Annotated in this window: 17 protein-coding genes, 1 tRNA gene and 2 pseudogenes; 4 read left to right on the top strand and 16 right to left on the bottom strand. The window is 73.4% G+C overall.

Going from position 1 to position 24,247, the window contains the following annotated elements:
- Window positions 1-64 precede the first annotated feature (64 nt).
- The 4 genes and pseudogenes from SA2016_RS12625 to SA2016_RS22285 all read right to left on the bottom strand — a co-directional run.
- Complete coding sequence (locus SA2016_RS12625; protein WP_066498580.1) at window positions 65-355, bottom strand: AtpZ/AtpI family protein; 291 nt, start codon at window positions 353-355, stop codon at window positions 65-67.
- The gene (locus tag SA2016_RS12630; RefSeq protein WP_174835359.1) at window positions 348-860 is read right to left on the bottom strand and encodes a hypothetical protein; all 513 of its coding nucleotides are present in this window, start codon (window positions 858-860) and stop codon (window positions 348-350) included. Before SA2016_RS12630 ends, SA2016_RS12625 begins: the two co-directional genes overlap by 8 nt.
- A 120-nt stretch (window positions 861-980) precedes the next feature.
- Complete coding sequence (locus SA2016_RS22280; protein ID WP_257125884.1) at window positions 981-1,373, bottom strand: MraY family glycosyltransferase; 393 nt, start codon at window positions 1,371-1,373, stop codon at window positions 981-983.
- A 50-nt stretch (window positions 1,374-1,423) separates the two neighbouring features.
- Window positions 1,424-1,720: pseudogene (locus tag SA2016_RS22285) on the bottom strand (MraY family glycosyltransferase); the annotation flags it as partial.
- On the opposite strand from SA2016_RS22285, the gene SA2016_RS22290 reads away from it, so the two are divergent.
- Window positions 1,620-2,003 carry a hypothetical protein gene (locus SA2016_RS22290; RefSeq protein WP_257125885.1) on the top strand — a complete coding sequence of 128 codons (384 nt, stop codon included), beginning with the start codon at window positions 1,620-1,622 and terminating at the stop codon, window positions 2,001-2,003. The pseudogene SA2016_RS22285 and the gene SA2016_RS22290 sit on opposite strands and share 101 nt — an antisense overlap.
- Here SA2016_RS22290 and SA2016_RS12640 read toward each other — a convergent pair.
- The 12 genes and pseudogenes from SA2016_RS12640 to SA2016_RS12695 all read right to left on the bottom strand — a co-directional run bounded on the left by SA2016_RS12640 (window position 1,978) and on the right by SA2016_RS12695 (window position 19,468).
- On the bottom strand, window positions 1,978-3,837 hold the full coding sequence (locus SA2016_RS12640) for a polysaccharide biosynthesis protein (RefSeq protein ID WP_066498582.1): 1,860 nt from the start codon (window positions 3,835-3,837) through the stop codon (window positions 1,978-1,980). The two genes, SA2016_RS22290 and SA2016_RS12640, sit on opposite strands and share 26 nt — an antisense overlap.
- Before the next feature lie 93 nt (window positions 3,838-3,930).
- On the bottom strand, window positions 3,931-5,775 hold the full coding sequence (locus SA2016_RS12645) for a glycosyltransferase (RefSeq protein WP_066498584.1): 1,845 nt from the start codon (window positions 5,773-5,775) through the stop codon (window positions 3,931-3,933).
- A complete protein-coding gene (locus SA2016_RS12650) occupies window positions 5,772-6,605 on the bottom strand; it encodes an L-threonylcarbamoyladenylate synthase (protein ID WP_306505403.1) in 834 nt (277 codons plus the stop codon). Before SA2016_RS12650 ends, SA2016_RS12645 begins: the two co-directional genes overlap by 4 nt.
- 43 nt (window positions 6,606-6,648) lie before the next feature.
- Window positions 6,649-7,539: a N5-glutamine methyltransferase family protein gene (locus SA2016_RS12655; protein ID WP_371326630.1), complete on the bottom strand. Its 891-nt coding sequence runs from the start codon at window positions 7,537-7,539 to the stop codon at window positions 6,649-6,651.
- Window positions 7,540-7,642: 103 nt separating this feature from the next.
- A complete protein-coding gene (gene prfA, locus SA2016_RS12660) occupies window positions 7,643-8,716 on the bottom strand; it encodes a peptide chain release factor 1 (protein ID WP_066498592.1) in 1,074 nt (357 codons plus the stop codon).
- Between the two features lie 117 nt (window positions 8,717-8,833).
- Window positions 8,834-10,981: a transcription termination factor Rho gene (gene rho / locus SA2016_RS12665; RefSeq protein WP_066498594.1), complete on the bottom strand. Its 2,148-nt coding sequence runs from the start codon at window positions 10,979-10,981 to the stop codon at window positions 8,834-8,836.
- 321 nt (window positions 10,982-11,302) lie between these two features.
- The gene (gene thrB, locus SA2016_RS12670; RefSeq protein WP_066498597.1) at window positions 11,303-12,301 is read right to left on the bottom strand and encodes a homoserine kinase; all 999 of its coding nucleotides are present in this window, start codon (window positions 12,299-12,301) and stop codon (window positions 11,303-11,305) included.
- Window positions 12,302-12,309: 8 nt separating this feature from the next.
- Window positions 12,310-13,422: a threonine synthase gene (thrC, locus tag SA2016_RS12675; RefSeq protein ID WP_066498600.1), complete on the bottom strand. Its 1,113-nt coding sequence runs from the start codon at window positions 13,420-13,422 to the stop codon at window positions 12,310-12,312.
- Entirely contained in the window at window positions 13,422-14,855 is a 1,434-nt protein-coding gene (locus SA2016_RS12680; RefSeq protein WP_084249498.1) for a homoserine dehydrogenase, read from the bottom strand. Before SA2016_RS12680 ends, thrC begins: the two co-directional genes overlap by 1 nt.
- Before the next feature lie 59 nt (window positions 14,856-14,914).
- Window positions 14,915-16,422, bottom strand: a pseudogene (gene lysA / locus SA2016_RS12685) (diaminopimelate decarboxylase).
- Between the two features lie 13 nt (window positions 16,423-16,435).
- On the bottom strand, window positions 16,436-18,094 hold the full coding sequence (gene argS / locus SA2016_RS12690) for an arginine--tRNA ligase (protein ID WP_066498603.1): 1,659 nt from the start codon (window positions 18,092-18,094) through the stop codon (window positions 16,436-16,438).
- A gap of 9 nt (window positions 18,095-18,103) precedes the next feature.
- Window positions 18,104-19,468, bottom strand: a complete 1,365-nt coding sequence (locus tag SA2016_RS12695) for an MFS transporter (RefSeq protein ID WP_066498606.1) — start codon at window positions 19,466-19,468, stop codon at window positions 18,104-18,106.
- A gap of 23 nt (window positions 19,469-19,491) precedes the next feature.
- On the opposite strand from SA2016_RS12695, the gene SA2016_RS12700 reads away from it, so the two are divergent.
- The 3 genes from SA2016_RS12700 to hrpA all read left to right on the top strand — a co-directional run bounded on the left by SA2016_RS12700 (window position 19,492) and on the right by hrpA (window position 24,246).
- The gene (locus tag SA2016_RS12700) at window positions 19,492-19,728 is read left to right on the top strand and encodes a DUF2630 family protein (protein ID WP_066502497.1); all 237 of its coding nucleotides are present in this window, start codon (window positions 19,492-19,494) and stop codon (window positions 19,726-19,728) included.
- 77 nt (window positions 19,729-19,805) lie between these two features.
- Window positions 19,806-19,881, top strand: a tRNA-Arg gene (locus tag SA2016_RS12705).
- Between the two features lie 180 nt (window positions 19,882-20,061).
- A complete protein-coding gene (gene hrpA, locus SA2016_RS12710; RefSeq protein WP_066498609.1) occupies window positions 20,062-24,246 on the top strand; it encodes an ATP-dependent RNA helicase HrpA in 4,185 nt (1,394 codons plus the stop codon).
- Window position 24,247 lies beyond the last annotated feature (1 nt).

A 24,247-nucleotide genomic window follows, 5' to 3' on the forward strand; every position in this document is an offset into this window, starting at 1 on the left:
TCGTCGGGCAGATGCTGGGGCGAGTGGCTTCGACCCCCACATGTGAAATTTTTCGGGTGCTCCATCAGCGACGGTCCGCCTCGGCGTCATCGCCTGGGCCCTGATGCTCAGCGGGGCCCGTTCGGTGCGTGAAGAGCCCATGCTTCATGGTCAGGTAGATGCCGCCGGCAATCCCCACCAGAGCGCCAGCGAGCACAAGCCAGCGCGTTTTCAGGAGATTGTCCAGCCCCCACCCTATCAAACTCCAGACAACGATCCCGCCAATCACATAGCTGAAGACGGCCATTCCGGAGTTGTAGCCGCCGTCGCCGGAAGGCTCGACGGGGCCCTGCTGGGGCGTGGTGTCCTCAGGCACGGGGACCCTCCTTCCCGGACGACGGCGCGGCGTCGCCACCGGTGCCATCGGCCGCCGGAGCGTCGTCGAAGATCTGCAGGCGGAGCCTGCTGAAGCGGTAGAGCTCGGCCGCCTGCCAGACGACGACGCTCACGATCCCGGCGGCGCCGAACCACGGGCGGTCGATCCAGGCCGGGGTGCCGATCCAGAGCAGGATCGCGGCGAAGCCGACGATCTTGAGCACGTAGACCACGGCGAAGACGCCGATGGCCCCCGACGGGTTCCGCCGCCCCACGAGATGCCCTGCGATGAGGCTCAGGGCGAAGAACGCGATCACGATCACGGCCGCGAAGGCCACGCTCGCCGCGGCCGCGGGGCCGGTGGACACCAGGGCCGCCGCCGCGAGCAGGACCGCTGCCGCGGCGGACGCCGCCGTACAGGTGCCGGCGAGGCCGAGCCACGGGGTGCGTCCGGGGTCGGAGCGGCCGACGCGGGGACGGCCGAAGAAGCCGTGCCGGTGCGTCATGGGGTCCATTTCATGCCAATTCGTCGGCGGCCTGCTGCCAGGAGGCCGGCGGGGGTGGGTGCCCTCCTATTCTACACAGGATAGAAGAGGTTCCCGTCGCCTGGTGGGGCCGGGGCGCCGTCAGGAGGCGGGGCGTGCCCGGCGGGCGCGCAGCCAGGCCGGGGACGTCAGGTAGGCCACGAGGACGGCGGCGGTCACCACCTGGGCGGCGAACACCCCGCCCGACGGCGCGGTCGCCGCGTAGAAGCCCGCGAGTCCGGTCAGGACGGAGGCCGCGGTGACCAGGAGCGCGACCTCGAGGTGCCGCAGGCCGTTGTCCGTGAGCCGCTGGTACACGTGCTCCCGGTGCGAGGCGTACCAGCGCTTGCCCTGCAGGGTGCGCCGCACGAGCGTCGCGAAGGTGTCCGCCAGGTAGACGAGCACGGGCGAGAAGACGTACTCGAGCGGGAGCTGGGCGAGGAATGCGGCGACCGCGGTGAGCGAGATCCCCGCCCCGAGCAGGTAGCTGCCCACGTCCCCATGAACATCGACCCGCGCAGGACGTTCCACGGGAGGAATCCCGCGAAGGAGGCCGCGAGCAGCACGCCCGCGGCGACGAGCCAGCCGTGTCCGGTGGCGGCGCCTGCGGCGGCGTAGAGGATGCCCACGGCGACGGCGTGCAGCCCCGAGATGCCGTTGATCCCGTCCATGAAGTTGGCGACGTTGATGTAGGCGGCCACGGCCACCATGCCGAGCGGGAGCCACCACAGGCCCTTGCCCGTGACGAGGATGATCGCGAGGGTGCCCGCGAAGCCGACCGCGAGCTGCAGGGCGGCCCGGCTCTTGATCCGCAGGCCCCGCAGGTCCTCTGCCCACCCCACGGCGGCGGCCGCGACGGTGCCCGCGACGACGCACGCGGCCAGCCCGGCGCCGTCGTCCGCGAGGCCCGCCGCGAAGGCGACGGCCCAGCCCGCGAGCAGGCCCATCCCGATGGTCAGCCCGAGCCCCCGCACGGTGGGACGGGTGTGGGAGGAGCGCTCGCCCGGGACGTCGATGACCCCGAGGCGCGTCAGCACGGGCCGGGCAAGGACGGGCAGCGCGGCGCTGACCGCGAAGGCCAGCGCCGCGGCGAGGACGATCACGCTGCCCCCGACCCCGGAATGACCTCGTGCGAGAGCTCAGTCTCCTCCTGCACCTGGGCCTCGATCATCGCCTCCTCCGTGCGCGCGCACTCGGCGAGCCAGCGGTCGTAATCGAGGCGGTCCGGGGCGATGCCGGACGAGGTCGCGTGGGAGATCTTGGGGTGGAGGGGCCGCACGTCGGCGACGTCGGGGTCCACGAGGTCCTCGTGCAGCTTCTCCGCTGGCCGCAGCCCGGTGAAGACGACGTCGATGTCCTTGCCGGACATCGCGATCATCCGCTCCGCCACATCGAGGATGCGGACCGGTTCCCCCATGTCGAGGATGAGCACCTCTCCCCCGCTGCCGATCGCACCGGCCTGGATGACGAGCTGGCATGCCTCGGGGATGGTCATGAAGAAGCGCGTGACCTCGGGATGGGTGACCGTCACCGGGCCACCGGTGCGGATCTGCTCGGAGAAGAGCGGCAGCATCGAGCCGCGCGAACCCATGACGTTGCCGAAGCGGACCGAGACGTAGCGCCGTCCGGTGCGCCCCGCCATCCACGCGGTGAGGCGCTCGGCCATCCGCTTGGAGTGCCCCAGGACGGTGGTGGGGGCCGCGGCCTTGTCGGTGGAGACGTTCACGAACGCCTCGACCCCGACCGCCTCGGCTGCCCGCAGGACGTTGAGCGTTCCGACGACGTTGGTCTTCCACGCCTCGGCGGGGTACTGCTGGAGCAGCGGCGCGTGCTTGAGCGCGGCGGCGTGGAAGACCACCTCGGGACGCCGGTCGCGGAAGACGCGGGTGAGCCCCTCGGCGTCGCGGATGCTCACGAGCACCGTGTCCCGGCCGTCGAGCAGGCCGCGGCCCGTCAGGGAAATCTGGGTGGCCTGGAGGGCGGTCTCGTCGTGGTCGACCATGATGAGCTCGGCCGGGGCGAAGGGGTGGATCTGGCGGCACAGCTCGGAGCCGATCGAGCCGCCAGCGCCCGTGACGAGGACGCGCTTGCCGGTGATGTAGCCGGCGATCTCCTCGACCTTGATGTCCACCGGCCGCCGGCCGATGAGGTCCTCGACCGCGACCTCGCGGAAGTCGGTGACGCTGTGCGCGCCGCCGCCGAGCATGTCCTTCAGCGGGGGGAGCACGAGCACCTTCACTCCGAGCCCTGCCACGCGGTCCGAAACCCCGCGGATGAACGCGGCGTCGGCCGCGGCGAAGGCGAGGATGAGCGCCGTCGACCGCGTCCGGCGGATGAGCTCGGGGAGGTCCTCGCCGGTGCCGAGGACCTGGACCGAGGAGACCCGCAGGTGCTTCTTGGCGGGGTCGTCGTCGATGAAGCCGGCCGGGTAGTACGGCGACTTCGGGTCCTGCATCATCCGGGTGACGAGGTTCGAGCCGAGGAAGCCGGCGCCGTAGACGAGCGCCTGCTGGGCGTTCTCCCCCGGCTTCTGCCGGCTCTCGACCCACATGCGCTTCGCGTACCGGCTCGCCGCCATGAACAGCGCGGCGAACGGGAACGCGATGACGCCCGTGCTGCGCGGGATCTGCAGGCTGAAGCCGAGGAAGGTGCTCAGGAGCACGAGGATCGTGGCCACGATGAGCGTGACCGAGACCAGGAGCCTGGCCTCCTCGAACGAGCCGAAGCTGTACCGGCCCTGGTAGAGGGCCATGCTGAAGCCGACGACTGCCTGGCACAGGATGGCGAGCAGGCTGAACGCCGCGACGCCGTTGGGCGTGAGGGTCTGCTCGGTGAGCTCGTAGCGGAGGACGACGGCGACGAGGATGGCCAGCGTCCATGCTCCGGCATCCAGGACGAACTGGATCCAGCGCCACAGCACCGGCCTCGGGGCCTCCGGCGTTGTTGCGGAGAAGCTCATGCGCGTTTCATTGACTCTCTTCCGTGGGGGCCCCGGCGTGTGCCCCGCGTGCGTGTCCAAGATACTCTGCCGTGCCGGACGGCGCGTCCAGCCTCAGCTCCGCGGCGCGACCATGCGCCGGTACCGCCCGGCGCGCACCGAGGTGGGCAGGAAGCGGTACACGGCGCGGATGCCCACGTTGCGCAGCCAGTCGGCGCGCGTGATGAAGCCGCCGGCCAGGAGCTGGTCCTGGGTGGCGACATCGTTCGCGAGCACCCGCAGGCCGCCGCGCCGTTCGTAGGCGCCTCCGGAGACCCGGTAGCGCACGAGCGGTTCGGCGAGGTTCCGCACGGCGGCGCCCGCGGCGATCATCCGCACCCACAGCCAGTAGTCCTCGGCCGCCGGCACCGACTGGTACCCGCCCACCGCCTCGGCGGCGGCGCGGCGGAAGACGACCGTGGGGTGCGAGATCGGGTTGCGGGCCCGGGCGGCGGCGACGATCTGCGGCGGCGAGGTGGGGACCGAGCGCGTCGCGAGGACCGCCGCCTCGTCGTCGCCGATCTCCTCCATCGCGCTGCCGACGAGGTCGGCGCCGGCCTCGATGACGGGCAGCTGGGCCGCGAACCGGCGCGGCAGCGAGATGTCGTCCGCGTCGGCGCGGGCGACCACCGCGTGGCGGCACGCCGCCAGGCCGAGGTCCAGCGCCGCGGTGATGCCGACGTTGGACGGCAGGGCCAGCACGGTCACCGACGTGGCCGGGCCCGTGATGGCCTGCGCGTCGTCGAGGGCGGCCTGGAGCTCGGCGTGCACCGGCCCGTCGCGCACGATCACGGCCTCCGCCGGCGGCCGCTCCTGCTCGGCGGTGCTCGAGGCGAGGGCGCGCCGGAAGCGGTGGGCGGTGTCGCCGTCGTACACCGGCAGCAGGAGGCTGAACGGCTCCCCCGCCGGAAGCGGCGCCGCGGGCGGCAGGGCCGGCACGGGCCGCAGCGGGTAGATGCCCGCGAGGACCTCGGCGTTGCTGCGCGGCGCGCGGAGGGCGTCGCGCAGGCCGCGCGCGAGGCACCCCGCGAGGAGGCGCCGGTCGGCGGACTTGGCGAAGGTCCGGGCCCAGATCCGGGCCGTCGCGTACGCGTACGCGAGCCGCTCCCACGGGGCGAGGGAATGCGTGCGTCCGTAGAGCCAGAACCGGTTGCGGACCTCGTAGTAGAACCGCGGGCCCGGGTCCACGTCGGTCGTGCCGAACTTCTTGGTGTGATGCGTCACCACGGAGGCCGGGACCTGGATCGCGTCGTGGAAGCGGGCCAGCCGCGTCGTGTACTCGAAGTCGTCGCCCCACAGGAAGTAGTCCGCGACCGGCAGGCCGAGCGCCCGCACCGCGTCTCCGGAGAGGAAGCACGAGACGAACGACGCGCTGCGGATGGGGCGGGCGCCGACTGCCGCGGCGCGGCGGCGCTGCGCGGCGGTGACGCCGAGCCGCTCCCGCATGGAGTTCATGGGGTGCTCGCGCCCGTCGGACCAGACCACGTGGCTGGCGAGCACGGTGGGCCGGTGCTCGGGGGCCTGCGCGTACCGGGTCCACGCGTCGACGGCCGCGGCGAGGGTGTCGGCGTGCGGCTCGGTGTCGTCGTCCATGACCCACACGAGGTCGGCATCGTGGTCGAGCACGGCCCGCTCGATCCCCACGGTGAAGCCGCCGGCGCCGCCCACGTTGGTGCCGAGCTCCACGAGGTCGATCGCCAGCGGGGTCTGCAGCGTGCGGACGAACTCGGCCGAGCCGTCCGTCGAGGCGTTGTCCACGACCACCACGGCCGCGGGCAGCATGGTCCCCGACGCGAGTCCCGCGAGGGTGCGCGCGAGCAGCTCTCGGCGGTTGAAGCTCACGACGACGGCGACGACGCGCGGGGGCGCCTCCGCGGTCCCGGCTGGAAGGTGCTGGGGTGCGGTTCCCGTGGTGCTCATGCGGGCGGGAGGTCTGCCTGCTCGCCGGCGGCCGCGGCGGGCTGCTCGGCTGCGGCGTCACCAGCCGCTCCGGCCGGCTGCTCGGCTGCGGGCTCTGCTGCCACGGGCTCTGCGTCCGCCGGCTCTGCGTCCGCCGGCTCGTGGGCCGCCGGCTCCTCGCCCAGGCCGAGCACGTCCGGTGCGACCTCGCGGATCGCCTCGAGGCTGAGCGCGCCCTGGCGCACGACGCGCAGGTGCTCCCCCGTGCAGTCGATGATGGTGGAGGGCAGCCCCGCTGCCCCGCCGTCGTCCCCGTCGGCCGGGCGGAAGCCCTCCTCGAGGTAGACCTCCACGCTCTCGGCGAGCTGCTCGCGGGCCTCCGCTGCGGTCTGGGCCGCGGGATGGCCGGTGCGGTTGGCACTCGAGACGGCGAGCGGGCCCGTGATGGTCAGGAGCGCCTGGGCGAGCTCGTCGTCGGGGATGCGCAGGGCCACGGTCCCCTTGGTCTCCCCCAGGTCCCAGGTCAGCGAGGGCTGGGCGTGGAAGATGAGCGTGAGCGGACCCGGCCAGAACTTCTCGGCGAGGGCGCGGCCGGCGGCCGGCACCTCCGTCGCGAGGCCGTCCATGGTCTGCAGGCGCGGGATGAGCACGGGCGGGGGCATGGAACGGCCGCGGCCCTTGGCGGCCAGGAGCGTGGCGACAGCCTGTGCGGAGAAGGCGTCGGCGGCGATGCCGTAGACCGTGTCGGTCGGCATCACGATGCACTGCTTCTGGGCGATCGCGCGCTGGGCGTGGGCGAGGCCCTCGGCGCGCTGCTGGGGATCGGTGCAGTTGTAGGTCGCGGTCGTCACGGCGACCATTCTTCCACGCACTCTGCCGTGCCCCGTCCGGGCATCAGGCGCGCACCGCGCTCGTGGCGCGCGGGAGGCCGTTGAGGTCGGCGTGGGAGCGCACGGCAGTCCAGTCCGGGCTCGCCGCGAGCCGCTCGGCGATGCGCCGCGCCTGCACCTCCGCGTGCTCCATGACCAGGAATCCGCCCGGGACGAGGAGCCGCGCGGCCGTGGCCGCGGCGGCGAGCGGGAGCTCGAGGCCACCGTCGGCGCCCCCGTAGAGCGCCATCTCGGGGTCGTGGAGGGCCGCCTCCAGGTCCCGGGGGACCATGTCCGGGGGGATGTACGGCGGGTTCGTCACGACGACGTCCACGGTGCCGTCCAGCTCGCCGAGCGCGGTGCGCAGGTCGCCGCGCACCAGCCGGACTCGTCCGCCCACCTCGGGCAGCGCGAGGTTCCGCGCGGCCCACGCGTGGGCGAGCTCGGACAGCTCCACGGCGTGCACGACGGCGCCGGGCACCTCGTGCGCGACCGAGGCGGCGATGGCCCCGGACCCCGTGCCGAGGTCGACGACGACCGGGCGGCCGCCCGCGCGGGCCGGCCCGGCGGCGTCGGGCGCCTCCCCCGGGGCCGGGGCGACGGCACCGGGGAAGTGCTCCGCGATCCAGTCGAGCGCGACCTGGACGACGCCCTCGGTCTCGGGACGGGGGACGAAGACTCCGGGGCCGACGGCGAGGGTCAGGTGACGGAAGTGGGCCGCCCCGGTGAGGTGCTGCAGCGGCACGCGCCGGGCGCGCTCCGCGACGAGGTCCCAGAAGCCGTCCGGGACGGGATGGCCGGCGATGGCGAGCGCCCGCAGGCGGCCGAGGCCGCCCCCGCCCAGCGCATCGCCCGTGGGGCCGTGGGCGAGCAGGTGCTCGGCGAGGAGCTCCGCGTCCACCCGCGGGCTCGGCACGCCCGCCTCGGCGAGGAGGGCGGCCGCCCGCCGCAGGGCGGCGCCGAGGTCCTCCTCCGCCCCGGCCGCGCTCCCCCGCCTGCCCCGCTCCCGGCGGCCTCGGTCATTCGCCGAGCGCCTCGAGCCGGTGCTGCTCGTCCATGTCGATGCAGGACTGGATGACGGGGCCGAGGTCGCCGTCCATGACCGCGTCGAGGTTGTACGCCTTGTACCCGGTGCGGTGGTCCGCGATGCGGTTCTCGGGGTAGTTGTAGGTGCGGATGCGCTCGGAGCGGTCCATGGTGCGCACCTGGGACTTGCGCGCCTCGGCGTTCTCGGCGTCGATCTGCTCCTGCTGGTGCGCGAGGAGGCGGGAGCGGAGCACGCGCATCGCGGCCTCGCGGTTCTGCAGCTGGGACTTCTCGTTCTGCATCGCCACGACGATGCCCGTGGGCAGGTGGGTGATGCGCACGGCCGAGTCTGTCGTGTTGACGCTCTGGCCGCCGGGGCCCGAGGAGCGGTAGACGTCGATCTTGAGGTCGTTGGCGCTGATCTCGATCTCTTCCGGCTCGTCCACCTCGGGAAAGACGAGGACGCCGGCCGCGGAGGTGTGGATGCGGCCCTGCGACTCGGTGACCGGCACGCGCTGGACGCGGTGCACCCCGCCCTCGTACTTCAGGTGGGCGAACACGCCCTCGGCCGGGTCGCTGGAGCCGCCCTTGACCGCGATCTGGATGTCCTTGTAGCCGCCGAGGTCAGACTCGGTCGAGGAGAGGACCTCGGTCTTCCAGCCCTTCGACTCGGCGTAGCGCGTGTACATGCGCGTAAGGTCGGCGGCGAAGAGCGCTGCCTCGTCGCCGCCTTCGCCGCCCTTGATCTCGAGGATCACGTTGCGGGCGTCGTTGGGGTCGCGCGGGATGAGGAGCCGGCGCAGCTTCTCCTGGGCGCTCTCGTGCCCCTCCTTGAGGACGGGGACCTCGGCCGCGAAGTCGGGATCCTCCTGGGCCATCTCCTCGGCCGCCTCGAGGTCGTCCCCGAGCTGCTTCCAGCGGTTGTAGGCCTCCACGATGCCGTTGAGCTGGGCGGAGCGGCGGCCGAGCTTCCGCGCCAGCGCCTGGTCCTGGTAGACCGCGGGGTCGCTGAGCTGCTTCTGGATCTCGGCGTGCTCGTCCAGCAGTCCTTGCACGGACTCGAACATGTCAGGGGCCTTTCTGGGGACGGTGCTACAGGTAGGAGCGAGCCGGTGCCGGCTCCCGGGGGAACGACGACGGCGGCCGGGCCCGGGGTCTCCCGGGCCCGGCCGCCGTGGAGGGCGCTAGTGCCGGTCGCTCTCGCCCTTGCCGGCGAGGGTCGTCTTCTGCACCTGCAGGAGGAACTCGACGTTCGACCCGGTCTCGCGGATCTTCGTGGTGAGCAGCTCGAGGGCCTGCTGCGTGTCGAGGCCCGAGAGCACGCGGCGCAGGCGCCACATGATCTTGACCTCTTCCGGCGAGAGCAGGTTCTCCTCGCGGCGCGTGCCGGACGCGTTGACGTCCACGGCCGGGAAGATGCGCTTGTCCGCGAGGGCGCGGGACAGGCGCAGCTCCATGTTGCCGGTGCCCTTGAACTCCTCGAAGATGACCTCGTCCATCTTGGAGCCCGTCTCCACGAGGGCGGTGGCGAGGATCGTCAGCGAGCCGCCGTTCTCGATGTTGCGCGCCGCGCCGAAGAACCGCTTCGGCGGGTAGAGCGCGGCGGAGTCGACGCCGCCGGAGAGGATGCGGCCCGAGGCCGGCGCGGCGAGGTTGTAGGCGCGGCCGAGGCGGGTCATCGAGTCGAGGAGCACCACGACGTCCATGCCCATCTCGACGAGGCGCTTGGCGCGCTCGATCGCGAGCTCGGCCACGGTCGTGTGGTCGTCGGCCGGGCGGTCGAACGTCGAGGCGATGACCTCGCCCTTGACCGAGCGCTGCATGTCCGTGACCTCTTCGGGCCGCTCGTCCACGAGCACCATCATGAGGTGGACCTCAGGGTTGTTGATGGTGATCGCGTTCGCGATGGACTGCAGGATGAGCGTCTTGCCGGCCTTGGGCGGGGAGACGATGAGGCCGCGCTGGCCCTTGCCGATCGGCGCCACGAGGTCGATGACGCGGGGGCCGATCTTCTTGGGGTCGGTCTCGAGGCGCAGGCGCTCGGAGGGGTAGAGCGGGACGAGCTTGGTGAACTCGACCCGGTTCTTCATCTCCTCGGGGCTCTTGCCGTTGACGCTCGTGACGCGCACGAGGGCGTTGAACTTCTGGCGGTTGCTGCCGTGCCGGCCGCCGCCCTGGGCGCTGCCGCCCTGGTTCTCCTCGCCCTCGCGGGGGGCGCGGATGGCGCCCACGACAGCGTCGCCCTTGCGCAGGCCGTACTTCTTGACCTGGGTGAGCGGGACGTAGACGTCGTTCGGGCCCGGGAGGTAGCCGGAGGTGCGGATGAAGGCGTAGTTCTCGAGCACGTCGAGGATGCCGGCGACCGGCAGGAGGACGTCGTCCTCGGTCACCTCGGTCTCGTCGACCTCGGGGCCGGCGCTGCGTCCGCGGCGGCGCTCGTTGCGGTCGCGGAAGCGGTCGTTGCGGCCGCCCTGCTGGGCCTCGTCGCGGTCGCGCCCGCGGCGGTTGCGGCGGGAGCGGCGGGAGCCGCCTTCCTCGCCCTCGCCCTCGTCGCGGCGGCGGTCCTGGCGCTCGGCACGGTCCTGCGGGCGCTCGCCCTCGTCCCGGCGGCGCTCCTGGCGCTCCTGGCGCTCGGCACGGTCCTGCTGGCCGCGCTCGCGGCGGCCCCGGCCCTCGCCGGCCTCCTCGTGCCGTCCGGGGGCCTCGGCCGGTGCGGCCTCGGCGCGCTCGGGGGCGGCGGCCTCGGCCGGTGCCTCCTCGCGGGCGGGCTGGGCGGCCTCGGCGGCCCCCTGGCCGGCCTCGGCACGGCGGTTGCGGTTGCGGGTGCGGCTCGGGCGGGTCCCGGCCTCGGGGGCCTCCTGCGCGGGGGCGGCCTCGGGAGCGGCCGGTGCTGCCTCGACAGCGGCGGCCGACGGCGCCGCCTCGGCCTGGGCGGCCGGCTCGCCCGCGGCGGGGGTCACGACGCCGTCGCTGCCCGCGCGGCGGCGGGTGCGCCCACGGCCACGGGCCGGGGCGCCGGCCTCGGCGGGGGCCTCGGCGGCGGGAGCCTCCTGGGCGGGGGCGGCGGCCTGCGTCTCGGGCAGGGGAAGCTCGGCGGTGGCCTCCGCCTTCGCAGCCGGGCGGCGGCGCTCGGCGGGACGGGCCAGCGGCTCGCCCTTCTGGTGGGCGGTGATCGCGGCGACAAGGTCGCCCTTGCGCATGCGGGACCCACCGGTGATGCCCAGCTGGGACGCCAAGGCCTGCAACTGTGCGAGCTTGAGGCCGGCGATCCCCTTGGACTCGGACGCGGAGGAGGCTTCCACTGCTGGGTTCAGCTCAGTGGTCTGTGTCACGGATGGTCCTTCCGGAGTCGAGACGCCGGCTTCGTTCGAGCCGGCGCATCGTGGTCGTGGCCGTCGACGAGAGCGACGGCCAGGCTGTGGCGCCGCGAGGCCAGATGGCCGGGCGGCGTCGTAGTCATTCAGCCCGCCCCGAGCATGAGCTGCCGTCGATGCCGCCGCTGCCGCGCGGGAAGGCGCAGGCAGCCGGGCCGGGGCACAGAGCTGGAGGGGCGGCACCCTTGGCACGAAGCTGGATCACGGAGGCGGCGCGCAGTGCCCGGGCCTAGTTGCCGAGGGCAGATTCACCACTGGAAGTTTCACCGCGGAACAGATTTACCGTGGGTGCACGTCCACTTTAGCACCTTCGCGGTCCACAGCCAGACGCGCGACGCGCCAGCGTGTCACCGACACCGCGCCCTGCTCCGCGTCGAGGACGTCGTGGGCGAAGTGCTCGACCGCGGCCTCCACCGCACGGGCCTCGTCCTCGCCGTCCGCGAGGACCAGCACGGTCGGACCCGCGCCGGAGACGACCGCGGCGTGGCCCTCGGCCCGCAGCGCCGCGATGAGCCGGGCGCTCGGTTCCATCGCGGTGGAGCGGTAGCTCTGGTGGAGGTAGTCCTCGGTGGCGGGAAGGAGCAGCGACGGGTCCTTCGTGAGCGCGTGCACGAGCAGCGCCGCGCGGCCGGCGTTCGCCGCGGCCGCGTGGTGCGGGACCGAAGAGGGCAGGAGCGAGCGGGCCAGCTCGGTCGAGAGCTCGAAGTCCGGGATCGCGACGATGGGCATGACGCTGGGGGCGACCTCGGCGATGGCCGTCCGGAAGGCCTCCCCGTCCTGCCACGACAGCGCGAGGGAGCCGTAGATCGCCGGCGCCACGTTGTCGGGGTGGCCCTCGATCTCGCTGCAGAGCTGCAGGGCCCACGCCCGGTCGGGGCGGTCCTCCGGGGCCACGAGCGCGGCGGCCGCGAGGACCGCGGCCACCGTGGCGGAGGCCGAGGAGCCGAGGCCGCGCCCGTGCGGGCTCACGTTCTCGGCCGTCAGGGCCAGTCCACCGTGCCGGTAGCCGAGGCGTGCGAGCGCGGCGTCGAGCGTGCGGACCACGAGGTGGCTCTCGTCGCGCGGGAGGGTGTCGGCTCCCTCGCCGCGCAACTCGAAGGCGAGCCCGCCGCCGTCGTGCGTCTCGACGGTCACGGTGTCGTACATCGCGAGGGCCAGGCCGAGGCTGTCGTAGCCCGGGCCGAGGTTCGCGCTCGTCGCCGGGACGCGCACGGTGACACGCTGCCCGGCGGCGACGGTGCGCAGCGACTCTGCGGCCGCCATCGTCGGTGCCGTCATCGCCGGCCCTACGCGAGGCCCAGGGCGGCCGCGACGCTCACGACGTCGTTGCCCACCTTGACGGGCTCGACCTCGCCGCCGTCGGCGGTGCGGAGGGCCCACTGCGGATCCTTGAGGCCGTGGCCCGTCACGGTGCACACGATGGTCTTGCCCGTGGGGACCCTGCCGGCCCCGTGCATCTTGAGCAGGCCCGCGACGCTCGCGGCGGACCCGGGCTCGACGAAGACACCCTCGCGGGCCGAGAGCCAGCGGTGCGCTGCGAGGATCTCGTCGTCGGTCACGGCGTCGATGAGGCCGCCGGACTCGTCGCGGGCGGCGACCGCGGTCTCCCACGAGGCCGGGTTGCCGATCCGGATTGCGGTCGCGATCGTCTCGGGGTGCGTGATGGGGTGGCCTGCCACGAAGGGCGCCGCGCCGGCGGCCTGGAAGCCCCACATGGCGGGCAGCCTGGTCGAGACGGCCTCGAGCGTGCGCGCGGGCGCGCCGTCGAAGGCGTACTCCGTAGCCGTGGCGTACTCCTTGTAGCCCTTCCAGTACGCGGAGATGTTGCCCGCGTTGCCCACCGGCAGGACGTGGATGTCGGGGGCATCGCCGAGGGCGTCCACGATCTCGAAGGACGCCGTCTTCTGGCCCTGGATGCGCGCGGGGTTCACGGAGTTCACGAGGAAGACCGGGTACGCGTCGGCGAGCTTGCGGGCGATCTCGAGGCAGTCGTCGAAGTTCCCGTCGACCTGGAGCAGGGTGGCGCCGTGGGCGATCGCCTGGCTGAGCTTGCCCATCGCGATCTTGCCCTCGGGCACGAGGACCGCGCAGGTGAGCCCGGCGGACGTCGCGTACGCCGCGGCGGACGCGGACGTGTTGCCCGTGGACGCGCACACCACGGCCTTGGCCCCGGCCTCGACCGCGGCCGTCATGGCCATGGTCATGCCGCGGTCCTTGAACGAGCCGGTCGGGTTCATGCCCTCGACCTTGAGGTAGACCGTCGATCCGGTCAGCTCGGAGAGCTTCTGGGCGTGCGCCAGCGGGGTGCCGCCCTCCCCGAGCGTGATCACGCGCGTCGAGGCGGTGACGGGCAGGCGGTCTGCATACTCGCGGATGACTCCGCGCCACTGGTGGGCCACTAGACTCCTTCGGCTCTCAGGACGCTCGTCACGGATTCGACGACGTCCAGGTTCTTGATGTCGGCAACGGTCGCCGCGAGTGCGGCCTCCGAGGCACGGTGGGTCACGAAGCGCAGTTCGGCGCGGCGGCCCTGCGGCCGGGCGCCGGCGCCCTCGGAGGCGGGCTCTGCCCCGTCGATCCGCTGGCGCATCGTCTCGATGGAGACGCCGTGCTCGGCGAAGACGGCGGCGACGCGGGCCAGCACGCCCGGCTCGTCGGCGACCTCGAGGCCGATGCTGTAGCTGGTCGTCACGGCCTCGGGGCCGACGAGCGGGAGCGTGCGGGTCGCGGTGCCGGTCCGGCCGGGCGAGCCGGCCAGGAGCCGCCGCGCCGTCGTGACGACGTCGCCCATGATGGCGGACGCGGTCGGGGCGCCGCCGGCGCCGGCCCCGTAGAACATGAGCGAGCCGGCGTTCTCGGCCTCGATGAACACCGCGTTGTAGGCCCCGCGGACCGCGGCGAGCGGGTGGGTGCGCGGCAGCAGCGTCGGGTGGACGCGCACGCTCACGCCCTCGCGGGGGGCGCCGGCCGCGCCGTCGTGCGCTGCCTCGGCACCGTCCGCAGGCTCCAGCGGCACGAGCTCGGCGATCGCGAGCAGCTTGATGGCGAGCCCGGCGTCCTGGGCGGCGGCGATGTCCGCGGCGCTCACGTTCGTGATGCCCTCGCAGCGCACGTCGTCGAGCGAGACGCGGGTGTGGAAGGCGAGCGAGGCGAGGATGGCGGCCTTCGCGGCGGCGTCCAGCCCCTCGACGTCGGCGGTCGGGTCCGCCTCGGCGTAGCCGAGCCGCTGGGCCTCGGCCAGGACGTCGGCGAACTGCGCGCCCGTCGTGTCCATGGCGTCGAGGATGAAGTTCGTGGTGCCGTTGACGATCCCGAGCACCCGGGTGATGCGGTCGCCCGAGAGGCTCTCCCGGATCGGCCGGATGATCGGGATGGCCCCGGCCACGGCGGCCTCGAAGTTGAGCTCGGCCCCGTGCGCGTCGGCCTCGTCGAACAGCGTCGCGCCGTCCTGGGCGAGGAGGGCCTTGTTGCCCGTGACGACCGAGGCGCCGCGGCGCAGGGCCGCGAGGATGTGGGTGCGCGCGGGCTCCAGGCCGCCCATGAGCTCGATCACGAGGTCCGCGGAGCCCACGAGGGCCTCGGCGTCGGTCGTGTAGAGCCCGTGCGGGAGCTCGACGTCGCGGGGGGCGTCCACGTTGCGCACCGCGATGCCGACCAGCTCGAGCCTCGCCCCGGCACGGGCCGCGAGGGCTTCCGCGTCGTCCAGGAGGATGCGCGCCACCTGGGAGCCCACGGTGCCTCCGCCCAGCAGCGCCACCTTCAGCACGCGCCGCGCGTCGCCCTCGGGCTGCGGGCCTGCCTGCGGCTGGGGGGCCTCGCTGGTCTCCGTCATGGTCGCTCCCATCGTTGTCTCTCCCACGGTGTCTCGCCTCGCTTTCCCGCCCGGGGCGGTCATGCTCCCATGTCGCGGGAGAGCAGGTCCTCTTCGGTCTCGCCGCGCACGATCCAGCGGGCCGCGCCGTCGCGGACGGCCAGCACGCCGGGGCGCGCGAGGTAGTTGTAGTTGCTCGACAGCGCCCAGCAGTAGGCCCCCGTCCCGGGGACCGCCAGGAGGTCGCCGGCCCGCACGTCCGCGGGCAGGTAGGCGTCGCGGACCACGATGTCGCCGCTCTCGCAGTGCTTGCCCACCACGCGGGCCAGCTGCGCCGGTGCGCTGGACGTCCGGTTGGCCAGGACCACGGAGTAGTCGGCGTCGTACAGGACGGGGCGCGCGTTGTCGCTCATGCCGCCGTCGACCGAGATGTAGCGGCGCACGGCGGTCCCGCCGTCATCCTGCGCCGCTGCGCCCGGCACGTCCACGACGACGTCCTTGATGGTGCCCACCTCGTAGAGGGTGAAGGTCGTGGACCCCACGATCGCGCGGCCCGGCTCGATCGAGATCCGCGGGGCGGCGATGCCGAGACGGTCGCAGGTGGCGCGCACGACGCCGGCCAGCGCCTCCGCGATCTCGCCCGCGGGCCGCGGCGCGTCCCCCGGAACGTAGGCGATGCCGTAGCCGCCCCGAGGTCGAGCTCGGGCAGCGCGACACCGTACGCGGAGCGCATCGCGGCGACGAATTCGAGCAGCCGCACGGCCGCGGCCTCGAAGCCCTCGGGCTCGAAGATCTGGGAGCCGATGTGGCAGTGGACGCCGAGGAGCTCGATGCTGTCGTGCCCGGCCGCCGCCGCGACGGCCTCCTCGGCCATGCTCGCGGCCGCGTCCGGTCCCGCGCCGGCGAAGGACGCGCTGGCCGTGCCCGGGGCCATGGAGAGGCCGAACTTCTGGTCCTCGTGGGCGGTGGCGATGAACTCGTGCGTGTGCGCGTGGACGCCCGGCGTGAGCCTGAGCATGACCTTGGCCCGGGGCGCCTCCGCGCCGGGGGCATCGGTGCCGCGCGCCGCCGCGATCGCCGCCACGCGCTCGAGCTCGTCGAGGCTGTCGACGATGATGCGGCCCACGCCCAGTTCGAGGGCGCGGGCGATCTCGGCGTCCGACTTGTTGTTCCCGTGCAGGCCGATCAGCTCCCCCGGCACGCCGGCGCGGGCGGCCACGGCGAGCTCGCCGCCCGAGGCGGTGTCGAGCCGCAGGCCCTCCTCACGGACCCACGCGGCCACGGCGGTGCACAGGAAGGACTTGCCCGCGTAGTAGACGTCCACTCCCCCGCAGAGGTCGGCGAAGGCTGCGTCGAACGCGGTCTTGAACGCGCGCGCCCTGGCCCGGAAGTCGTCCTCGCTCAGGACGAACACCGGGGAGCCGTAGGCGGACTTTATCTCCCCCACCGGCAGGCCGGCGACGGTGAGCTGCCCGTCCGGGCCGCGGCCGGCGTCGTGCGCCCAGAGCGAGGGGACGAGCCGGTTGAGGTCGCCGGGGACCTCGAGCCAGGCGGGGGCGAGCGGCGAGGCGGCGCCGGCAGCCGTCATCTCGGCCACGGGCCTACATCCTCTCCGGCGCGGAGACGCCCAGGAGACCCAGCCCGTTGGCGAGGACCTGGCTCGTGGCGTCGTTGAGCCACAGGCGCGTGCGGTTGAGGTCCGTGACCTCCTCGTCGCCCTGGGGCGCGATGCGGCAGTTGTCGTACCACGAGTGGTAGGCGCTCGCGACCGACTCGAGGTGGCGGGCCACGCGGTGCGGCTCGCGGAACTCGGCGGCCTTGGCCACGATCGACGGGTACGCCGCGAGGCGCGCCAGGAGGTCGTTCTCGCTCGGGTGCGTCAGCAGGGCCGCGTCGAACACGTCCGTCCCGTCCACCGTGCGGGCCACGCCGGCGGCCTCGGCGTTGCGCGCCGCCCCGCGGGAGCGGGCATGCGCGTACTGGACGTAGAACACGGGGTTCTCGTTCGAGTTCTTCTTCAGCAGCTCGGGGTCGAGCGTGAGCGGCGAGTCCGCGGGGTAGCGGGCGAGGGAGTAGCGCACGGCGTCCTTGCCGAGCCACTCGATGAGGTCCTTGAGCTCGATGATGTTGCCCGCGCGCTTGGACAGCTTGGCCCCGTTGACGGAGACGAGCTGGCCGATGAGCACCTCGATGGCCGCCTCGGGGTCGTCGCCGGCGCACGCGGCGATGGCCTTGAGGCGGTTGACGTAGCCGTGGTGGTCGGCGCCGAGGAGGTAGACCTTCTCGGCGAAGCCGCGGTCCTTCTTGGACAGGTAGTAGGCGGCATCGGCGGCGAAGTACGTGGGCTCGCCGTTGGCACGGATGAGGACGCGGTCCTTGTCGTCGCCGAAGTCGGTGGTGCGCAGCCACACGGCGCCGTCGGCGTCGAACACGTGGCCCTGCTCGCGCAGGCGCTTGACCGCGGTCTCGATCGCGCCGGACTCGTGCAGCCCCTCCCTCTCGGAGAAGTAGACGTCGAACTCGACGTCGAACTCGGCGAGGGTGGCCCTGATGTCCTTCATCTGGGCGGCGTAGGCGGCCTCGCGCACGATCGGCAGCGCGGCCTCGTCGGTCAGCTCGCGCACGTCCGGGTGGGCGGAGAGCACCTCGTGGCCGAGGTCCACGATGTACTGGCCCGGGTAGCCGCCCTCGGGCACGTCGCGCCCGTGCAGCCGGGAGAGCACAGAGCCGGCGAAGACGTTCATCTGGTTGCCGGCGTCGTTGATGTAGTACTCGCGGGTGACGTCCGCGCCCGAGGCCCGCAGCACCCGCGCGATCGAGTCGCCGAGGGCCGCCCAGCGGGTGTGCCCGATGTGCAGGGGACCCGTGGGGTTGGCGGAGACGAACTCCATGTTGATCACGTGGCCGGCGAGGGCCTCGTTGGTGCCGTAGGCGGCGCCGGCCTCGACGATCGACTTGGCGAGCGCGCCCGCGGCGGCGGCATCGAGGGTGACGTTGAGGAAGCCGGGCCCGGCGATCTCGACCGAGGCGACGCCCTCCACCGTGGCGAGGCGCCCGGCGATGAGCTCGGCGAGCTGCCGCGGCGCCATGCCGGCCCGCTTGCCGAGCTGGAGGGCGATGTTCGTGGCCCAGTCCCCGTGGTCGCGGTTCTTGGGTCGCTCCACGCGGATCTCCTCCGGCACGTCCACAGAGAGCTCGCCGGCGCGCACGGCGTCGGCGAGGCAGGCAGAAATGGCGGAGGAAAGTTCTTCGGGAGTCACCCCCCTAGCCTACCGGCGCCGCCTGTCCGCGCTGAAACTGCGCCCGTCATGGTCCCGCCCGTCCGCGGGCGGCGGAGGGGCCGCGGCGCCGCGCCGGACGACCACCCCGGGGTGGTCGTCGATGAAGTGCGGGCGGCTGATGACCCACCCCGAGACGCCGAGGACTGCCAGCGTGAGCCCCAGGAACACGAACGAGGCAGTCCAGGCCCCCGTGGCGTCGTGGAGGAGGCCGGCGGCGAGCGGTCCCGCGCAGGCCACGACGTAGCCGACCCCCTGGGCGAAGCCCGACACGGCGCCCGCTGCCTGGTGCGACCGGGTCCGCAGGTTGACGAGGACGAGCGCGAGGGGGAAGGTCGCCGGCCCCAGCCCGGCCAGCGTGGACCACAGCCACGTGGCCGTGTCCGGGGCGAGGGCCAGGCCCAGGTAGCCGGCGGCGAACGTCGCCACGCCGAACGCGACCACCGGGAACGGATTGCGGAGCCTCGCCGCGAGGACCGGGACCGCGAGGCTGAGCGGCAGCCCCAGCCCGGCGAACAGCGAGAGCTGGAACCCGGCGGCGGCGGCATCGAGCCCGGCGCCGCCCACGATCGAGGGCAGCCACGCGAACATCGTGTAGGTGTTCAGCGAGGTGCAGCCGAACAGCAGCGCGAGCGCCCAGGCGGCGGGCGAGTGCCACGGTCGGACGACGGCGCGCGGCGGCCGGGCGCCGTCGGCCGCGGCGTAGGCAGGGCTCGCCGCAGCAGCGCCGGCAGCACGGCCGGCACCACGGTCTGAGGCGCGGCCGCGGCGGGCGGGCCAGACGGTCAGCCACGGCAGGACCGCGAGGACGTTGACGGCGGCCCACCAGCCCAGGGAGGCCCGCCACCCGGCCGCGTCGGCCACGGGCACGGCGAGCAGCGGCGGAACGGTGGTGCCGACGTTGATGACCGTCACGTACAGGGCCGTCAGGAGCCCGACCCGGTCGGGGAAGTACTTGCGCACCATGGGCGGCAGGACCACGTTGCCCGCGCCCATGCCCGCGAGCGCGAGCGCGGAGCCCGCGAGGAACACGCCCGTCCCGGGGGCCGCGGACCGGACGGCCTGTCCGGCCGCTGCGGCCGCCATCGCCGCCACCGCGATGGCCTCGACGCTCCAGGCCCGCATGAGCAGCGGCGTGAGCAGCCCGGCGACGCCGAAGAGCGCCGTGGGGAGCATGCCGAGGATGCCCACGAGCCACGACGGCAGGAACATCTCCCCTGCGATGCGGTCGGTGAGCGCCGGCACGCTGGTCACGGCGGTGCGGAGGGTGAAGGCCACCGCCAGCAGGCCGACGAGGACGAGGATGCGGCCGCGCCAGGGCCTGCGCCCCCGGGTCCCCCCATGTTCTTCTGCCACCCCCTGACGCTATCGTGCTGGTCATGGACAAGGACATCCAGGACCGCATCCGCGAGCTCATCGATGAGGAGCACTCCCTCCGCGGCACCCCGGGGGCAGGCAGTGCAGAGAAGGGCACGGGCCGCCTCGGCGAGCTGGAGGCGCAGCTCGACCAGTGCTGGGACCTCCTGCGCCAGCGCCGCGCCAAGCGCGAGTTCGGGGAGGACCCCGACGAGGCCAGCGTGCGCCCCGCCGACGTCGTGGAGAACTACAGGGAGTAGCCCCCGCGGCCCCGGTTTGCGCGGCGCCGGTCAGCACCTGATAAGCTCGGTGAGTTCCCGCGAGGGAAACACGAGTTGCCCTCGTAGCTCAGTGGATAGAGCGTCTGCCTCCGGAGCAGAAGGCCGTAGGTTCGAATCCTATCGAGGGCACCACCGCACCCCCGGTCCGATGGACCGGGGGTGCTTCTCGTTGACGGCGGCCATTCACCTCGGCATACGGACGCCCCTGGCCGGCTCAGGCTGCCCTGGCCCGCAGGAGCGGCCCGGACCCCGGCCGCCCCTGCGGGCCAGGGCAGCAGTCGTCTTGGTACAGCCCACTAGACTGGATCAGCCATGGCCCTGACGATCACGTATCCCGCCGCCCTCCCGGTCTCCGAGCGCCGCGACGAGCTCATGGAGGCCATCGCCGCGAACCAGGTCACGATCATCGCCGGCGAGACCGGCTCGGGGAAGACGACCCAGATCCCCAAGATGTGCCTCGAGCTCGGCCTCGGCAAGAAGGGCCTGATCGGCCACACCCAGCCGCGGCGGCTCGCCGCGCGCACCGTCGCCGAGCGCATCGCCGAGGAGCTGGACGTCGAGCTCGGCGCCGAGGTCGGCTTCCAGGTGCGCTTCACCGGCGAGGTCGGGCCGCAGACCAAGGTCAAGCTCATGACCGACGGCATCCTGCTCGCGGAGATCCAGCGGGACAGGCTCCTGCGGCGCTACTCGACGATCATCATCGACGAGGCCCACGAGCGCAGCCTCAACATCGACTTCATCCTCGGCTACCTCAAGCGCGTGCTCCCCCAGCGGCCGGATTTGAAGGTCATCATCACCTCGGCGACCATCGACCCGGAGCGCTTCGCCCGGCACTTCGCGCGCGAGGTGCCCGGCGCCGAGCCCGAGCCCGCGCCGATCGTCGAGGTCTCGGGCCGGACCTATCCGGTCGAGATCCGCTACCGGCCCCTCGTCGCCGAACCGGCCGGCTCCGAGGACGAGGACGACTCGGTGGCCCGCAGCGACGACGCCCTCGAGGAGGACCGGGACCCGGTCGACGCCGTGTGCGACGCGGTCGACGAGCTCTCCCGCGAGGCGCCCGGGGACATCCTCATCTTCTTCTCGGGCGAGCGGGAGATCCGCGACGCGGCCGAGGCCCTCGCCGCCTCCATCCAGAAGAACCCCCGCATGGCCGGGGCAGAGATCCTGCCGCTCTTCGCCCGGCTCTCGCTCGCCGAGCAGCACCGCGTCTTCACCCCCGGCGGGAAGCGGCGGATCGTGCTGGCCACGAACGTGGCGGAGACCTCTCTGACCGTCCCCGGCATCAAGTACGTCATCGACACCGGCACGGCGCGCATCTCGCGCTACTCGCACCGCACCAAGGTCCAGCGTCTGCCGATCGAGCGCGTCTCGCAGGCCTCGGCGAACCAGCGCGCCGGCCGGTGCGGGCGCGTCTCCGACGGCATCTGCATCCGCCTGTACTCCGAGGAGGACTTCCTCTCCCGGCCCGAGTTCACCGATCCGGAGATCCTGCGGACCAACCTCGCCGCGGTGATCCTGCAGATGACCGCGATGGGGATCGCCCGCGGTCCCAAGGACGTCGCGGCGTTCCCGTTCGTCGAGCCGCCCGAGTCCCGCGCGATCAGCGACGGCGTGACCCTCCTGCGCGAGCTCGGCGCCCTCGTCGAGCCGGGCAAGGAGCAGCCGGGCACGGAGCAGGCAGGCAAGGAGCAGGCGGGCCGCGGGCAGCGGCCTGGCGCGGAGTCCGCCGCGGAGCTCGGCGGGGCGCACGACGGCGGTCGCGGCCGCCGGGGGAAGCGCACCGGTGCCGCGGGTGAGCGGGGCGCGCTGACCGCCGTCGGCCATCAGCTCGCCCAGCTGCCGGTCGACCCGAGGCTCGGCCGCATGATCGTCGAGGCCGCGCGGCGGGACTGCGCGCGCGAGGTCATGGTCCTCGCCGCGGCCCTGACAATCCAGGACCCCCGCGAGCGCCCATCCCAGGAGACCGGCAAGCGGCAGGCCGCGGACGAGAAGCACGCGCGGTTCAGGGACGAGACCTCGGACTTCACGGGCTACCTGAACCTCTGGAACTACCTCCAGGAGCAGCAGCGCGACCTATCCTCCTCCGCGTTCCGGCGCCTGTGCAAGGCCGAGTTCATCAACTACCTGCGGGTGCGCGAGTGGCAGGAGCTGTTCCAGCAGCTGCGCCAGCTCGCCCGGCCGCTGGGGATCTCGCTCGGCCAGGGGCGGGACACGGGCACCCCGCTGGAAGCAGTTGCGAAGCACGACGCCGTCCACCAGTCCCTCCTCGCGGGCCTCCTGAGCCACATCGGGCTCCTCGACGAGCGCAAGCGCGAGTACCTCGGCGCCCGCGGCACCCGGTTCGCGGTCTTCCCCGGATCGGCCCTGTTCAAGAAGAACCCGACCTACGTCATGGCCGCGGAGCTCGTCGAGACGAGCCGCCTGTGGGCCCGGACGGCGGCGAAGATGGATCCGGCGTGGGCCGAGCTCGTCGCGCCGCACCTCGTCAAGCGCACGTACTCGGAGCCCCACTGGTCCAAGCGCTCGGGCTCGGTCATGGCCTACGAGAAGGTGACCCTCTACGGCGTCACGCTCGTCGCCCAGCGCCGCGTCAACTACGCCCGCATCGACCCGGCGCTCGCGCGCGAGCTGTTCATCCGGCATGCCCTCGTCGAGGGCGACTGGCACACGCGGCACCACTTCTTCAAGCGCAACCAGGCCCTCCTGGAGGAGGTCGAGGAGCTCGAGACGCGCATGCGGCGCCCCGGGCTGCGGGCGGACGATGAGGCATTGTTCGAGTTCTACGACGCGCGGGTCCCGGCGTCCGTGGTCTCCGAGCGGCACTTCGACGCGTGGTGGAAGAAGGCCCGGCAAGAGGAGCCGCACCTGCTCGACTTCGACCGCGCCCTGCTCCTGGGCGAGGACGCCGAGGGCTCGGCCGCGGCGGCCGACGCCGCCTACCCGACGGTCTGGCGCCAGGGCGGCTTCGACCTGCCGCTCGCCTACGAGTTCCACCCCGTCGCGCCGGGGGGCACCCCGGACCCGGCCGACGGCGTGACCGCCGAGGTGCCGGTGCTGTTCCTCAACCAGCTCGAGCCCGAGCCGTTCCGCTGGCAGATCCCCGGGCTGCGCACCGAGCTCGTCACCGCCCTCATCAAGTCGCTGCCGAAGCAGGTGCGCAAGGCCTTCGTGCCCGCCCCCGACGTGGCGCGACAGGCCGTCGCGGCCCTCGAGGCCGACTTCGACCCGGCAGCCGATGCCCTCGAGGACTCCCTCGAGCTCGTGCTGCGCCGGCTCAAGGGGCAGATCATCCCGCCCGGCTCATGGAACTGGGGCGCCGTCCCGGCCCACCTGCTCATGTCCTTCAGCGTCGTGGACCCGAAGGGCACCGTGCTTGGCGCCGGCAAGGACCTCGTGGCCCTCAAGGAGCAGCTCGCCCCGGCCACGCGGCGCGCGATCGCCGAGTCCCTCGGCGCCACCCCCGCCACCACCTCGCCGACGTCACCCCGTGGGGGCGCGACGTCACCCCGTGGGGGCGCGACGTCACCCCGGGGCGGCGCGACGTCACCCCGCGGTACGGCCGCCGCCCCCGCCGGAGCGCCGGGTCCGGCCGGAGGGTCCGGGCTGGCCGAGCGCACCGGGCTGACGGAGTGGAGCGTGGGGACGGTCCCGCGGACGGCGAGCACCGTCGTCGGCGGCCACACCGTGACCGGCTATCCCGCCCTCGTCGACGAGGGCCGGACCAAGGCGGCGCCGCGCGGCACGGCCGGCCTGCGGGTGTTCCAGACCGAGGAGGACCAGCTGCGCGCCCACCGCGGCGGAGTCATCCGCCTGCTGGCGCTGCGCGTCCCGCCGCCCGACCGGTACGTGCTCGAGCACCTCAACAACCGCGAGAAGCTCACCTTCAGCCAGAACCCGCACGGCTCGGTCGCGGACCTCATCGCCGACTGCTCGGTGGCCGCGATCGACAGGCTCGTCCCCGCGGAGCTGCCGTGGGACCGCGCGGCCTTCGACGCACTCTACGATCACGTCCGCGCCGAACTCATCGACACGGTCTTCAAGGTGACGGCGATCGTCGAGCAGGTGCTCGCGTCCTCGCTGAGGATCGGCAAGGCGCTCAGGGGTTCCACGAGCCTCGCGCTCGTGAGCGCGCTCAACGACGTCAAGGCGCAGCTCGAGCAGCTCGTCTACTCGGGCTTCGTCGCGAGGACCGGCTACGCCCAGCTCGAGCACCTCCCCCGCTACCTCCGGGCGGTCGAGCGCCGGCTCGAGAAGCTCCCCACCAACGTCCAGCGCGACGCGGTCGCCATGGCCGCCGTCCAGGCGCTCGAGGACGACTACGACGACGCCGTGGCGGCCCTCGCGCCGACCGGCCGCAACGAGGCCAAGCTCGCCGCGGTGCGGTGGATGATCGAGGAACTGCGGGTGAGCCTGTTCGCCGTCGAGCTAGGCACCGCCGGGAAGGTCTCCGAGAAGCGGGTGCGGCAGGCGCTCAACGCGGCCCTCGCCCCCGCCTAGG

This window comes from Sinomonas atrocyanea, from assembly GCF_001577305.1.
Classification (GTDB): domain Bacteria; phylum Actinomycetota; class Actinomycetes; order Actinomycetales; family Micrococcaceae; genus Sinomonas; species Sinomonas atrocyanea.

Coding starts and splice junctions, on each gene's coding strand:
- SA2016_RS12630 (WP_174835359.1), bottom strand. CDS start 860: ATGACGCACCGGCACGGCTTCTTCGGCCGTCCCCGCGTCGGCCGCTCC.
- SA2016_RS12640 (WP_066498582.1), bottom strand. CDS start 3,837: ATGAGCTTCTCCGCAACAACGCCGGAGGCCCCGAGGCCGGTGCTGTGG.
- SA2016_RS12645 (WP_066498584.1), bottom strand. CDS start 5,775: ATGAGCACCACGGGAACCGCACCCCAGCACCTTCCAGCCGGGACCGCG.
- prfA (WP_066498592.1), bottom strand. CDS start 8,716: ATGTTCGAGTCCGTGCAAGGACTGCTGGACGAGCACGCCGAGATCCAG.
- thrB (WP_066498597.1), bottom strand. CDS start 12,301: ATGACGGCACCGACGATGGCGGCCGCAGAGTCGCTGCGCACCGTCGCC.
- SA2016_RS12680 (WP_084249498.1), bottom strand. CDS start 14,855: ATGACGGAGACCAGCGAGGCCCCCCAGCCGCAGGCAGGCCCGCAGCCC.
- SA2016_RS12700 (WP_066502497.1), top strand. CDS start 19,492: ATGGACAAGGACATCCAGGACCGCATCCGCGAGCTCATCGATGAGGAG.
- hrpA (WP_066498609.1), top strand. CDS start 20,062: ATGGCCCTGACGATCACGTATCCCGCCGCCCTCCCGGTCTCCGAGCGC.